The sequence below is a fragment of the Pantoea sp. IMH genome, from assembly GCF_000599885.1.
Classification (GTDB): Bacteria; Pseudomonadota; Gammaproteobacteria; order Enterobacterales; family Enterobacteriaceae; genus Erwinia.
The window spans coordinates 703,756-717,708 of the sequence record NZ_JFGT01000002.1 but is presented as its reverse complement, the minus strand read 5'-3'; the positions used below and the strand labels follow the sequence as shown (position 1 = coordinate 717,708).

Genomic DNA, 13,953 nt, shown 5'->3' with positions numbered 1-13,953 from the left:
CCACGTTTTCCATACCAAGCAGGCATGACGCCCAATGGCCGCCATGCCTGAAGTCTAAAATGCCAGCGGATCAGCGCTGGCATGAGTTTTTATTAAGCGAACTAAAATAGCGATTCCTGAGGAGACGGTTGTCGCACATTATGCTATTGGCGAACGGCCTGTCGCGAAAGGGAAGCGTTAGCCTGTTCTTCTTCCATATGATCCAGACGCATCAGCAGCTTACGCGTAATCGCTTCCAGCTGACTTTTTTCAGCACCGCTGAGCGCCGACCACAGCTGCTGCAGGCTCTGATGCTGAGGCGGCAGCAGCTGCCGTAAAAATTCGTGGCCCTTTGGCGTCAGATGCAGATGCAGACAGCGACGATCGTTATCGCTTTCACGACGTTCAATCCAGCCGCGCTTTTCCAGCTCATCGGCGATACGCGTCGCGTTCGTGCGGGACGAACCCAGCGCTGCGCTGAGCTCAGAGGGCTGGATACTGTGGTTCTCCTGCGCATCCAGCGTAATTAATGCCATAAACAGCGTCTCGTTAATCCCCTGAGCTTTCAGCATTTTATTGCGGTTTTCCAGCAGCTTGCTCTGCATGTGCATACAGAGCCTGGTCAGCATGATCTCCTGCAGAGGAAAATCTTTCTGACGGTTAGCGCGGAAATTCAGCATCTGTTCAATGGGAGTAAACGAACTTTCCATCTGGGACCTCATAGGTTGCAACGGGTATTGTAACGATGGTGATAAAAATTAACTTCCCGTTCAGGGCTGCTATTGAGCGCAGCGCCATCGGGCACCACCCATAATTTTCAGGTCACTCCATAACCCGGATACAAAGCAGCATGAGTAACAGCATGCCGCAGGACAACGAAACAGGTCCAACTGGCAGGCCACTGCCTGCCAGCGCTAAAACAAAATGTCAGGTCGTGAGAAATAAACGGCATAACCCTCTGACGCCAATGCCGAAAGACGGGAACGAAGCGCGGATGCAGGAAGAGAAAACCGGATTAATACGGTCAGGACCAGACGCAACGCGTAACAAGCCGTGCGTGGTGGGCAGACGGGGGGGCGGGCAACGATGACCGCAACCTGCTGCTGATTTCCGCTCAGGGCGGATAAAGGTCTGGTCTTGCTCAGTCTGATTTCCACTTCGTCTTAATAGTTTCATGCGAAAAAATAAACAACCTGAATAAGTGCAGGCTAACCTTATCAGAGTGCGTTAATGCTTAACAGCATGCAGCCTCTGAAAATTTTTCAACTTCATGCAGAGTGGCTAAGGTGTGTGCAACTCATATTTTGCACCGCGCCACCAGCACAACAGATTAAGTAAAGTTAAGATAGCGCCCGCCATACAGACGCCTGGCCAGCCTGCATGCTGGTAGGCGCTGGCCGATATCAGCGAACCCAGCGCTCCGCCAATAAAATAGCTGGTCATATAGCCGGAGGTCAGCCTGTTACGGGCTTCCGGCATCTGCCGGTAAATTACACTTTGATTGGTGATATGCACGCCCTGCACCGCCAGATCGAGCAGAACAATGCCGATAAGTAAGGCCGGTAGCGAATAACCGCCCATCGCGGTCACCGGCCAGGAAACCAGCATAATAATCAGGCCGAACGTCGTGGTCTGCCTGGCTTTGCCTTTATCGGCCAGCGAGCCTGCCTGACGCGCAGCCAGCGCGCCCGCTGCACCAACCAGGCCCAGCATACCGATCTGCGATTCAGAATAGCTGTAGGGGGGAGAGGCGAGCAGAAAGGCCATTGACGTCCAGAGAATACTGAAATTGGCAAACGCAAGGCAGCCGATCACCGCGCGCATTCTGAGCAGCGGCGTGGTGACAAATAGCGTAAAAATAGACCCCAGTAACTGACCATAATTAAGCGGAACGGATTGTTGATAGCGGGGAAGATAGCGCCAGAGCGCCAGCGCCATCAGCACCATCAATACGCTGGCTACCCAGTAAACGGTACGCCAGCCACCAAATTCGGCCAGAAATCCTGATACGGTGCGCGCGAGCAGGATCCCGAGCAGCAGTCCACTCATCACCGTGCCCAACACTTTTCCGCGCTTTGCCGGCTCGGCCAGCGTCGCCGCTAAGGGAACCAGCAGCTGTGCGACGACCGAGAAGAGACCGGTCAGTACCGTTCCCAACAGCATCACGGGCAGCGAGGAGGAGAGCGCGGTTATGACCATCCCGCCAGCAGCAAGCAGGCTCATCGTCACGATAAGGCCCCGTCGTTCGAGCATATCGCCGAGCGGCACCAGCAACAGTAAACCCGCCGCATAGCCCAGCTGCGCCGTGGTCACGATAAAACCGGCCTGATTGAACGAAAGCCCGAACGTGCGGGCAACGGTTTCGAGCAAAGGCTGAACGTAATAGTTACAGGCGACGGAAAGACCGGTTGCCAGAGACATTAAAACCACGAGGGCAGGGCTAAGGCTGTGCTGGGGGGATTTCATTGCGCTCAGTAAGTTAGTAAGGATATGTAAAGAGAAGAGTAACTGAAAAAACGATTTTGCTCTCAGTATAATTTCCTGGCCTGCACAAAAAAAGCGCCCGTCGGGCGCTTCAGAATGCGGAGAAAGGAAGAGGCAGAGAAACAGGCGCGAGCGTAGCGCATTCCGTGCCAGCATGGGCGCGAGCCAGCTCTCAGGGGCGCGGCTTTTGCATCTTACGCGCACTTCTGGTTATCGCAATCACCGGGGAAACATCGCTGCTGTCCCCGGCGATTCAACGGCTGTTTACTTAGCCGCCGCTGCTGCTTCTTTCACCCAGCCATCAAACTGCGCCTGGTGTGCTTTGATCCAGCCATCAACGTGAGCCTTGATCTCGGCCTCAGAAGACTGACCTTCATGCATACGTGAGTTCTGTGCATTGATATCCGCCAGCGGCAGTTTCATCTCTGCAAACAGTTTTGCCGCCGCCGGGTTTTTCTCCGCCCAGGCTTTATTGGCGACGATATGCATGGTGTTTACCGGGAAGCCATAATTAGCGCCGTTAGGCAGCTTGGTATCCACCTCTTTCTGTTCGCCCGGCATTGAAGAGAACGGTACCTGCAGCCAGACGGTATCACGGCCCGGAACAAGCACATCACTCACCCAGTACGGCGTCCAGGTGTAATAGAAAATGGGCTTACCGGCTTTGAAGCGGGAAATGGTATCGGCGATCATGGCCGAGTAGTTCCCCTGGTTATGCTCCACGCTGTCGCCCAGATCAAAGGCTTTGATCTGATGATTAATCACCGCCTCACAGCCCCAGCCTGGTGTACAGCCCGTCAGGTCGGCTTTCCCGTCACCGTTGGTATCAAACAGCTTCGCCAGTTTCGGATCTTTCAGCTGATCGATACTTTTGATGTGATACTTTTCCGCCGTTTTTTTATCAATCAGGTAACCCTGAGCGGCGCCTGTCACGTAGGTACCTTCGCGGTAAAATTTATCATCGCCGCCGGCCGCTTTATACATATCGTCGTGGAGAGGCCGCCAGTTTGTGGCGATGAACGTGGCATCGCCCGCAGCGATGGTGGTATAGGCCACGTTATAATCCACTTCGCCTGGCTCCTGAACGGTATAGCCCAGTTTTTCCAGCGCACGGCTGACCAGCAGCGTCTGGAAGGTCTCTTCAGAAATGGTGCTCTGCACCGGCTTAACGGTAATCCCTTTACCTGGTAGATCGGCTGCGGAAACCTGAGTGGCGACCAGCGTGGTGAACGCGGCGGCTAAAAGTGCTGTCTTGCGCATAGTGAATCCTTATTGTGATTTATCTTGCGTGCGAAGCGGGCAGCGCGCGCAGGGCACGCACCGCCAGAAGGGTTACTTGATAAACGGACGGGTGACCAGGCCCAGCGGGCCGCTGGCGTACCAGCGACGGCTGCCGCGGCTGCGGCTGTCACGACCGAGCGACTGCGTCAGGCGATCCAGAATGATTGCCAGAATCACGATGCCCACGCCGCCCACGGTCGCCAGTCCCATATCCAGACGGCCGATGCCACGCAGAACCATCTGCCCCAGCCCGCCGACGGCGATCATGGAAGCGATCACGACCATGGAAAGCGCCAGCATCAGGGTCTGGTTCACGCCAGCCATGATGGTCGGCATCGCCAGCGGGAGCTGAACTTTGAACAGCATCTGACGCGGATTCGCGCCAAAAGATTCCGCTGCCTCAATCAGATCGGCAGGCACCTGCTTAATTCCGAGGATGGTCAGGCGCACAATCGGCGGCAGGGCAAAAATGATGGTAACCACCACGCCCGGCACGTTGCCGATACCGAACAGCATCACAATCGGCACCAGATAGACGAAGGCGGGCGTGGTCTGCATGGCATCCAGCAGCGGACGAATAAATTTGGCCGCTCTTTCGCTGCGCGCCAGCCAGATGCCAAGCGGCAGCCCGATAATAATGCAGAAGAGCAGCGCGGTTAGCACTAACGCCAGCGTCACCATTGCCTGTGACCAGGCGCCGATCGCGCCGATAATAACCAGCGAAACCAGCGTGGCGATGCCCATGCTCAGGCTGGAAAGCTGCCAGGCGATCAGCGCAAAAAGGATTATCGCCACCGGAGCGGGCATCCCCAACAGCATCTGCTGAAATGCGCTGAGAATATAATCGACCGGTACGCGGATCCCCTGAAACACCGGACGGAAATGGGTAACAATCCAGTCAATACCGGTGGTCACCCAGCTATCCAGTGGAATCAGCGTCTTATGGAAAGGGTCGAGGAGATTAAAATGCTCAACCTGCGGCGCTGGTGCGCTGTTTAGCCAGTCGCTACCGCTGGCTGCCGCATCATGCCCTCCTGACGGGGTGCCCCAGGCGTTGGCAGCATCGCCACCGGCAGGCGCCGTATCGGCGGGTGTTGCCGAGCCCGTTGACCAGGGATCGCTGCTGGCTGCTGACTGGACACCGTCGGCAGCGGGATGCACCACTTCAGCGGCGGGAGTGCTATCGGCAGGCTGTGCAGAGGCCGCCGCCCATGGATCGATTGTCTGTTTACTCATTGGTTGCTCCCTCACGATCTAATGCCTGAAGTAACGTGCCTTTTGAAATAATGCCGATGTACTGGTTATTCTCGCCAACGACCGGCACTGCGCAGGGAGCCTGAGCGACATGCGATAACAAATCGTTAAGCGAGATATCACCGTCCACGGCGGCAGGCGTCGGGAGCATCGCCTGGTCAAGGCTTTCACCGGCCGCCAGCGCGGCTTTCAGCGAATCGGTAGAGACCACACCAATAAATTGCTGTTTATCCAGCACGTAGCCAAATTCGCGGTCCTGGTCCTGCAAAAGTTTGATTGCCGTGCGTGGGCCGAAGCCGGGAGAGCGGTGCATCAGCGCACCGGCGCCGCGTCGGGCAATATCCTTCGCGCTAAAGACATGACTGATATCCACGCCGCGGAAGAAGGTTCGCACGTAATCATTGGCAGGATTATTCAGAATTTCATCCGGCGTGCCGACCTGAATAACTTCACCGCCCTGCATAATGGCAATGCGATCGCCAATGCGCATCGCTTCATCGAGATCGTGAGAAATAAAGACAATGGTGCGCTGGTGGCGGGACTGGAGCTTGACCAGTTCATCCTGCATTTCGGTGCGGATCAAAGGATCAAGTGCTGAGAAGGCTTCATCCATCAATAATATATCTGGATTAATCGCCAGAGCACGGGCTAATCCAACGCGCTGACGCATGCCGCCGGATAATTCATCCGGGTAGGCGTGGGCATAATTATCCAGGCCAACCTGACGTAACGCTTCCAGCGCTTTTTCCTGCCGTTCCTGCTGAGGAATGCCGGCTAATTCCATCCCAAATGCGGCATTATTCAGGACCGTCATGTGTGGCATTAATGCGAAGGATTGAAATACCATACTGATTTTATTTCGCCGCACCTCGCGCAGTTCACTGTCCGATATTTTGGCAATATCGACGCCATCAATGATGACCTGACCGCGGGTGGGTTCTATCAGACGATTGAGAAGGCGAACCATGGTGGACTTACCGGAGCCGGAAAGGCCCATGATCACAAATATCTCGCCTTCTTCAATGGCCAGACTGGCATCTTTCACCCCGAGAGAAAGACCAGTTTTCTCCAGAAGCGCTTCCTTCGTTATTCCTTTTTCAATGTGCTTAAAGGCACGGTCGGGATTTTCCCCAAATAATTTATATAAATTCTTTACTTCTAATTTAATGGCCATGCATTAATTACTTTCCTGGTTAGTTAATTATCTTATATTTCTGGCTTGCCCTAGTTTAATATTAACGGTCAATACACTAGCACACTCAGAATCTGAGACAACCCTTTAAGAAGATTCTTGAAAAACTGGCTGAGACGGACGTCCCGGAAATTCCAGGCGGGATAAGGGATTCTGGCGAATTTTTATGATGAAAAAAAATCTGCTATTTCGCGGTAATTTTGGGATGAAACGAACGGAAATGGAATTTTGTGCGGACAGATTGCCGTCCTGTTAGCCTGATATAAATCTCGCCTGTTAACCGGATATTTTTTTGCAGAAACGGTGGCTCAAGCTGGAATAATCCTTAAGCAAAAATGAAAGGGCTGAAACGATCAGCCCCCGAAATAAACTTCAGAAATTCCAGTCTTCGTCTTCAGTCACCACCGCTTTCCCCATCACGTAGGAGGAGCCGGAACCGGAGAAGAAATCGTGATTTTCGTCGGCATTGGGCGACAGGGCTGCCAGAATAGCGGGATTCACATTGGTCAACTCTGCCGGGAACAGCGCCTCATAGCCGAGATTCATCAGCGCCTTGTTGGCATTATAATGCAGGAACTTTGTCACCTCTTCCGTCCAGCCAACACCATCATAAAGTGCCGCAGTATAGGCCAGCTCATTCTCATACAGTTCCAGCAAAAGCCCGATGGCAAACTGTTGCAGCTCCTCTTTCCGCGCCTGAGACGCCTGCTCCAGGCTCCGTTGATACTTATAGCCGATGTAGTAACCGTGTACGGCCTCATCTTTGATGATAAGCCGGATAAGATCGGCGGTATTGGTCAGTTTGCCCCGGCTGGACCAGTACATCGGCAGGTAAAAGCCGGAATAAAAAAGGAAAGACTCCAGGAAGACGCTGGCAATTTTCTTCTTCAGCGGATCGTCATGATGATAATGCGCCAGCACAATCCCGGCTTTACGCTGAAGCGGCGCGTTCTCCTCGCTCCAGGCATAGGCCGCATCCACGTCAGTGGTGTGACACAGCGTGGAGAAAATTGAGCTGTAGGAGCGGGCATGAACGGCTTCCATAAAGCTGATATTGGACATCACCGCCTCTTCATGCGGCGTCACGGCATCAGCCATCAGCGCCGGTGCGCCCACGGTATTCTGAATGGTGTCCAGCAGCGTCAGGCCGGTGAATACGCGGATAGTGAGACGCTGCTCTTCTTCACTCAGGCTGTGCCAGGCGGGAAGGTCGTTAGAGAGCGGCACCTTTTCCGGCAGCCAGAAATTTGCGGTAAGACGGTTCCAGACCTCAAGATCTTTCTCATCTTCAATCTGGTTCCAGTTAATCGCTTGTATACGCTGTAATTTCATAATGATCTTCTTTACCGGGGCTTTTTTGCCCTTCAGGATAATGCGTCAGAGCGAGCAGGAGACGCAGCCTTCAACTTCCGTCCCTGTCAGAGCCATCTGGCGCAGGCGGATGTAATAGAGCGTTTTGATGCCTTTCTTCCAGGCGTAAATCTGTGCCTTATTAATGTCACGCGTGGTGGCGGTATCCCGGAAGAACAGCGTCAGCGACAGCCCCTGATCCACATGGCGGGTCGCTTCGGCGTAAGTGTCGATAATGGCCTCCGGCCCGATGTCATACGCATCGCGGTAAAAAGCCCGATTTTCATTATTCATAAAGGGAGCCGGATAGTAGACGCGCCCTGTTTTGCCCTCTTTACGGATCTCAATGGGCGAAACGATGGGATGAATACTGGACGTCGCATGATTGATATACGAGATCGAGCCCGTTGGCGGAATCGCCTGCAAATTCTGGTTGTAGATACCGTATGCCATCACATCCTCCCGCAGCTGACGCCACTGCGCCTGGCTGGGCAACGTGATGCCCGACCGCGCAAAGAGCGCGGCCGCTTCTGCCGTACGGGGCGCCCAGCGTTGTTCCACATACTGCGTAAAATAGTCACCGCTGGCATAGCGCGATTTTTCAAAACCGGCGAAGCGGGACTTGCGTTCGCGCGCAATCAGGTTAGAGGTGCGCAGCGCATGATAAGTGATGGTGTAGAAATAAAGATTGGTGAAGTCGAGGGCCGCTTCCGATCCGTATTGAATGCCTTCGCGCGCCAGATAGCCGTGCAGGTTCATCTGCCCGAGGCCGATGGCGTGTGACTGCGCATTACCTTCAGCTACCGAAGGTACCGCATCAATCTGGCTTTGATCCGACACGGCGGTCAGGCCACGCACGGCAATCTCCACGGTGCGGGCAACATCGGGTGAATCCATGGTGTGGGCGATATTCAGCGATCCAAGATTGCAGGAGATATCTTTGCCAACGCGGCGATAGCTGAGATCCTCGTGATACTCAGAGGGCGTGTTGACCTGCAAAATTTCGGAGCACAGGTTGCTCATATTGATACGCCCATCGATCGGGTTGGCGCGGTTAACCGTATCCTCAAACATGATGTAGGGATAGCCGGACTCAAACTGAATTTCGGCCAGCGTCTGGAAAAACTCGCGCGGATTAATAAAGGTCCGGCGAACACGCTCATCGGCCAGTAGCTCATCATACTTTTCGCTGATGCTGATATCCGCAAAGGGCAGGCCGTACAGGCGCTCAACGTCATAAGGGGAAAAGAGCGCCATCGGCTGGTTCATTTTTGCCAGCTGGAAAGTGACATCCGGGATCACCACGCCCAGCGACAGCGTCTTGATGCGGATTTTCTCGTCGGCATTTTCACGTTTGGTATCCAGAAAACGCAGGATATCGGGATGGTGGGCATGCAGATAAACAGCGCCAGCGCCCTGACGTGCACCGAGCTGATTGGCATAAGAGAACGCATCCTCCAGCATCTTCATCACCGGGATAACGCCGGAGGACTGGTTCTCAATACGTTTGATCGGCGCCCCGGCTTCCCGCAGGTTCGAGAGCAGTAGCGCCACGCCGCCGCCGCGACGGGAAAGCTGGAGCGCTGAATTTACCACCCGGCCAATCGACTCCATATTATCTTCAATGCGCAACAGGAAGCAGGAAACCAGCTCACCGCGCTGCTGCTTGCCGCAGTTAAGAAACGTCGGTGTGGCGGGCTGAAAGCGGCCGGAAAGCATCTCATCCATCAGCGCCGTGGCCAGCAGTTGGTCACCTTTCGCCAGCGTCAGCGCCGTCATACAGACGCGCTCGGTAAAGCCTTCAAGGTAGCGTTTGCCATCAAAGGTTTTCAGCGTGTAGCTGGTGTAAAACTTCCAGGCGCCGAGAAAGGTCTGAAAGCGGAAACGGCGGGCATAAGCCTGCTCAAACAGCGCGGTGACAAAGTCAAACGGATAGGCGTTCAGCACCGCCGCTTCGTAATACCCCTCTGAGACAAGAAACTGCAAACGTTCCGCGACAGAGCTGAATGCAACGCTGTTGGGGATGACATGCTGAAGGAAGTATTGCCGCGTCGCTTCCCGATCCCGATCGAACTGTATCCGGCCTTCACTATCGTAAAGGTTCAGCATCGCATTCAGCGAATGATAGTCCAGCCCGGCGGGACTGGCGGTTATGCTTGTACTTTCTGTCGCTGCCAAAATTCAGTTACTCCCTGAGTTACATTTTTAACGTCTTCAGCCGTGCCCAGCAGTTCAAACCGGTAGAGGCAGGGCACGGCGCATTTTTGCGCGATAATGCTGCCCGCCAGGCAATACGCTTCACCGAAATTACGGTTACCTGCGGCGATCACGCCGCGGATAAGCTGGCGGTTCCCTGCATCATTCAGAAACTGGATCACCTGACGGGGAACCGCGCCGCGATGGGTACCGCCGCCGTAGCTGGGAACGACCAGGATATAAGGCTCGCTTACCCGTAACTGTGCCTCTGGCGCCAGCGGGATCCGCCAGGCGGGCAGGCCGGTACGCAGCACAAAGCGATGCGTGTTCTCTGACTGGCTTGAGAAATAGACCAGCGTCATAACGTCAGGCCTGCATTGCCGCCGCCCGGCTCAGGGCGGCTATTTTGTCCGGGCGAAAGCCGCTCCAGTGCTCGCGATCGGCCATGACGACCGGCACCTGCCGGTAGCCCAGAGACTTCAGCGCTTCGACCGCTTCCGGTTGCTGATCCAGGTTGATTAACTGATAGGCGATGCCCTGTTTATCCATGGCGTTCTTTGTTGCATTGCACTGGACACAGTGGTTCTTAGTGTAAATAATAATGCGCATGATTCGTATTTACCTTTATGATCGGTTTTTGTCGCAGTCAGGCCGATGCCGCGAACCTGTGAGGTGTCTTTGTATCGCGTCTGATTCAGGATGAAGCTGATTTGCTAATACTAGATGTGGTGGTTATTTAATTCAACCATACAATATGTAGATATTCTGCGGGCGATGGGATGTCTGGCGCGGAGGCCTTGTTACGCAGGGGATGAGGCGAAAGATAAAAAAATCCCCACAGGATTTCTGCGGGGATTACGAGGAATGCGTCAGAATTAGTAGCGGCTTTTCGTCCCGGTCGCAATCAGGGCGCCGATAAAGACACCGATTGCCGCACCGATACCTACGCCATGCCAGGGATTGTGACGGACGTAGCTGTCAACCTGATCGCCGGCATCTTTTGCGGCCTGGGAAACCCGGTTACGGCCATGCATTTTGGCGCGGGTTTCTTTCAGCATCGCCTCTGCGCGTGAGCGGGCATTCTCTAAATCATCTTTTGATTTACTGCCGTAGGACTTCAGCAGATCGTCAAGGGTATCGGCCAGCTGGCTGACGTCCTGATGGATGTCAACGTCATCGTTTTTCGTCGTCCGGTTAAACATTGTGCTCTCCCTTGTGAATAAAACCTGTTATTAACTGTAGACCATTCAGCGGCTTTAAGCCTGCGGATGCGCCAGGCGCCGCCTTTCTGGATTATTCCGAAAGCGCTGCGGCGGCCCGCTGTTGTAAGGTTGCGGGGTTTGTCAGTTTCAGAGGATTATGCATGTATTTACGCCCTGATGAGGTTGCCCGCGTTCTGGAAAAAGCGGGATTTGAAATGGATGCGGTCACGCCAAAATCCTACGGCTACCGGCGTGGTGGAGACTATGTCTATGTCAATCGTGAGGCGCGACTGGGGCGCACTGCGCTGGTCATTCATCCGATGTTAAAAGAGAAAAGCCACCCGCTGGCCAATGCGGCCGCTGAGATCAAAATGTGCGAGCACTATGTGCATTTTCCGGTTCGCCTGAATGGCGATGCGCCGGATCACTATGGTATACCGCACGGATTCAGCTCCCGGGCAGCCCTGGAACGCTACATTGACCAGCTGTTTGGCTGATTTTCCTGGCGTATTTCAGCGTGTGCCCGCCGGGTGCCGCTGAACGCGCTGGCAGTACCACGCTTTCCCACGCCTTGTCCCCTAAAAAGTCTCGTTGCAATCATCCGTCAGAGCCAGTATAACGCTGTCCATGTGGAAGTTTAGACGTCTATACGGATGGATTGATAATGCAACAACCCGAACAGGACAACCCCCAGCAATTTAAGCGCAGCATGAAACCCCGCCATCTGATTATGCTTTCGCTTGGCGGCGTGATAGGCACCGGCCTGTTTTTTAATACGGGATATATTATTTCTACGACCGGCGCGGCAGGCACCTTACTGGCCTACATTATCGGTGCGCTGGTGGTCTATCTGGTAATGCTCAGCCTGGGCGAACTCTCGGTGGCGATGCCGGAAACGGGCGCTTTCCATATTTACGCTGCCCGCTACCTCAGTCCGGCGACCGGCTATACCGTCGCCTGGCTTTACTGGCTGACCTGGACCGTGGCGCTCGGCTCCAGTCTGACCGCCGCCGGATTTTGTATGCAGTACTGGTTTCCGGCATCGCCGGTCTGGCTCTGGTGCCTGCTGTTTTGCCTGCTGATCTTTTTTCTCAACGTGGTGTCGTCGCGCTTTTTTGCCGAAGGAGAATTCTGGTTCTCGGTGATTAAAGTGGTCACGATCCTTGCCTTTATCATTCTCGGGGCGGGAGCGATGTTCGGCTTTATTCCGCTGAAGGATGGCAGCAGCGCACCCTTTTTCCAGAACCTGACCGCCTCTGGCTGGCTGCCGCACGGCGGATTACCCATTCTGATGACGATGGTGGCGGTGAACTTCGCCTTCTCCGGTACGGAGCTTATTGGCATCGCCGCCGGAGAAACGGAAAACCCGCATAAAGTGTTGCCGCTGGCGATCCGCACAACCGTCGCCCGTCTGATCGTTTTCTTTATCGGCACCGTATTGATCCTGGCCGCGCTGATCCCGATGGATCAGGCCGGTATCGTAAAAAGCCCCTTTGTGCTGGTATTCGAGAAGATAGGGATCCCTTACGCGGCAGATATCTTTAACTTTGTGATCCTGACCGCGATACTTTCTGCCGCCAATTCCGGGCTTTACGCCTCGGGGCGCATGCTCTGGTCGCTCTCCAATCAGCAAACCCTGCCGCGTTGCTTTGCACGTCTCACGCGCCGTGGCATCCCGCTGATCGCGATTTCCGCCAGTATGCTGGGCGGCCTGCTGGCGCTCTTTTCCAGCGTGATCGCTCCCGACACCGTCTTCGTGGCGCTCTCGGCGATTTCAGGCTTTGCGGTGGTGGCGGTCTGGCTGAGCATCTGCGCCTCGCACTATTTCTTCCGCCGCGCCCACTTACGTGAGGGAAAACCCCTTTCTGCGCTAAGCTACCGTGCGCCGCTCTATCCGCTGACGCCCATTCTCGGGTTTGTGCTCTGCCTGCTGGCCTGCGTAGGCCTGGCGTTCGATCCGGCGCAGCGCATTGCGCTATACTGCGGCCTGCCTTTTGTGGCGCTCTGCTACGGGGCTTACTATTTCACCCAGCTGCTGAAAAAACGCGAGCAGGCAAAGGAGACGCTGCATGTCACTGAATAAACTACCCGTTGAGCGCCTGGTCGCGGCTGGTCTGGTCCTGGATGGTGCGATGGCGACCGAACTGGAAGCCCGCGGCTGCGATCTGACCGATGCGCTCTGGTCCGCGAAAGTGCTGATCGAAAACCCGGAGCTGATTTATCAGGTTCATTACGATTATTTCAGCGCAGGGGCACAGGTTGCTATCACGGCCAGCTATCAGGCAACGCCTCAGGGTTTTGCGAAACGCGGACTGACGGAGCCGGAAGCCCTGGCGCTGATTGCCAGAAGCGTCACGCTGGCGGCGCGGGCGAGGAGTGATTATCTTGCGCGCCATCCGCAAAGCGGCCCGCTGCTGATTGCGGGGTCGGTCGGCCCTTATGGCGCTTTTCTGGCTGACGGTTCAGAATACCGCGGCGATTATGCGCTGCCGGAGCAGGAGATGATGGCGTTTCACCGTCCAAGGATACGCGCTTTGGTGGAAGCCGGAGCAGATATTCTTGCCTGTGAAACCCTGCCTTCCTTCGCCGAGACTCAGGCGCTGGTGGCGCTGCTACAGGAATTTCCCCAGATGCCTGCCTGGTTCTCCTTTACGCTGCGCGATCAGCAACATCTTAGCGATGGCACGCCGCTTTCTGAAGTGGTAGCCCTGCTGGACAGCGTTCCACAAGCCGTAGCGCTGGGAATCAACTGCATTGCGCTTGACCAGGTTACTGCGGCGCTGAAAACGCTCTGCGCACTGACCGCCAAACCGCTGGTGGTCTATCCTAACTCTGGCGAGCAGTATGACGCTGAAAGCAAAACCTGGCACAGCAAAGGCGCCCACTGTACGTTAAGCGACAACCTGGCTGAGTGGCAGGCCAGCGGGGCGAGGCTGATAGGCGGCTGCTGCCGTACCACACCCGCGGATATCAACGCCATCGCCCGGCGCATCCAGAGCCAATAACATGCTGATA

Annotated in this window: 13 protein-coding genes; 3 read left to right on the top strand and 10 right to left on the bottom strand. The window is 55.1% G+C overall.

Annotation, left to right across the window (positions count from 1 at the left end):
* Positions 1–143: 143 nt before the first annotated feature.
* The 10 genes from mprA to EA20_RS0103250 all read right to left on the bottom strand — a co-directional run bounded on the left by mprA (position 144) and on the right by EA20_RS0103250 (position 10,938).
* Positions 144–689 carry a transcriptional repressor MprA gene (gene mprA, locus EA20_RS0103295; protein ID WP_024965480.1) on the bottom strand — a complete coding sequence of 182 codons (546 nt, stop codon included), beginning with the start codon at positions 687–689 and terminating at the stop codon, positions 144–146.
* 571 nt (positions 690–1,260) lie between these two features.
* Positions 1,261–2,445, bottom strand: a complete 1,185-nt coding sequence (locus EA20_RS0103290) for an MFS transporter (RefSeq protein WP_024965479.1) — start codon at positions 2,443–2,445, stop codon at positions 1,261–1,263.
* A gap of 282 nt (positions 2,446–2,727) precedes the next feature.
* Positions 2,728–3,723 (bottom strand): glycine betaine/L-proline ABC transporter substrate-binding protein ProX, encoded by a 996-nt coding sequence (gene proX / locus EA20_RS0103285; RefSeq protein ID WP_024965478.1) that lies wholly within the window; start codon positions 3,721–3,723, stop codon positions 2,728–2,730.
* 72 nt (positions 3,724–3,795) lie between these two features.
* Positions 3,796–4,980, bottom strand: coding sequence for a glycine betaine/L-proline ABC transporter permease ProW (gene proW / locus EA20_RS0103280; RefSeq protein ID WP_024965477.1), 1,185 nt, complete (start codon positions 4,978–4,980; stop codon positions 3,796–3,798).
* A complete protein-coding gene (gene proV / locus EA20_RS0103275; RefSeq protein ID WP_024965476.1) occupies positions 4,973–6,172 on the bottom strand; it encodes a glycine betaine/L-proline ABC transporter ATP-binding protein ProV in 1,200 nt (399 codons plus the stop codon). Before proV ends, proW begins: the two co-directional genes overlap by 8 nt.
* Before the next feature lie 390 nt (positions 6,173–6,562).
* Positions 6,563–7,522, bottom strand: coding sequence for a class 1b ribonucleoside-diphosphate reductase subunit beta (gene nrdF, locus EA20_RS0103270; protein WP_024965475.1), 960 nt, complete (start codon positions 7,520–7,522; stop codon positions 6,563–6,565).
* A 45-nt stretch (positions 7,523–7,567) separates the two neighbouring features.
* The gene (nrdE, locus tag EA20_RS0103265; protein ID WP_024965474.1) at positions 7,568–9,673 is read right to left on the bottom strand and encodes a class 1b ribonucleoside-diphosphate reductase subunit alpha; all 2,106 of its coding nucleotides are present in this window, start codon (positions 9,671–9,673) and stop codon (positions 7,568–7,570) included.
* A 17-nt stretch (positions 9,674–9,690) separates the two neighbouring features.
* Positions 9,691–10,098: a class Ib ribonucleoside-diphosphate reductase assembly flavoprotein NrdI gene (gene nrdI / locus EA20_RS0103260; RefSeq protein ID WP_024965473.1), complete on the bottom strand. Its 408-nt coding sequence runs from the start codon at positions 10,096–10,098 to the stop codon at positions 9,691–9,693.
* A 4-nt stretch (positions 10,099–10,102) separates the two neighbouring features.
* Positions 10,103–10,345, bottom strand: a complete 243-nt coding sequence (gene nrdH, locus EA20_RS0103255; protein WP_024965472.1) for a glutaredoxin-like protein NrdH — start codon at positions 10,343–10,345, stop codon at positions 10,103–10,105.
* Positions 10,346–10,611: 266 nt separating this feature from the next.
* Positions 10,612–10,938 carry a DUF883 family protein gene (locus tag EA20_RS0103250; protein ID WP_024965471.1) on the bottom strand — a complete coding sequence of 109 codons (327 nt, stop codon included), beginning with the start codon at positions 10,936–10,938 and terminating at the stop codon, positions 10,612–10,614.
* Between the two features lie 161 nt (positions 10,939–11,099).
* Between EA20_RS0103250 and EA20_RS0103245 the strand changes: the two genes are divergently transcribed.
* The 3 genes from EA20_RS0103245 to mmuM all read left to right on the top strand — a co-directional run bounded on the left by EA20_RS0103245 (position 11,100) and on the right by mmuM (position 13,943).
* On the top strand, positions 11,100–11,435 hold the full coding sequence (locus EA20_RS0103245) for a DUF2002 family protein (protein WP_024965470.1): 336 nt from the start codon (positions 11,100–11,102) through the stop codon (positions 11,433–11,435).
* Positions 11,436–11,602: 167 nt separating this feature from the next.
* A complete protein-coding gene (gene mmuP / locus EA20_RS0103240) occupies positions 11,603–13,021 on the top strand; it encodes an S-methylmethionine permease (RefSeq protein ID WP_024965469.1) in 1,419 nt (472 codons plus the stop codon).
* Complete coding sequence (gene mmuM / locus EA20_RS0103235; RefSeq protein ID WP_024965468.1) at positions 13,008–13,943, top strand: homocysteine S-methyltransferase; 936 nt, start codon at positions 13,008–13,010, stop codon at positions 13,941–13,943. Before mmuP ends, mmuM begins: the two co-directional genes overlap by 14 nt.
* Positions 13,944–13,953 lie beyond the last annotated feature (10 nt).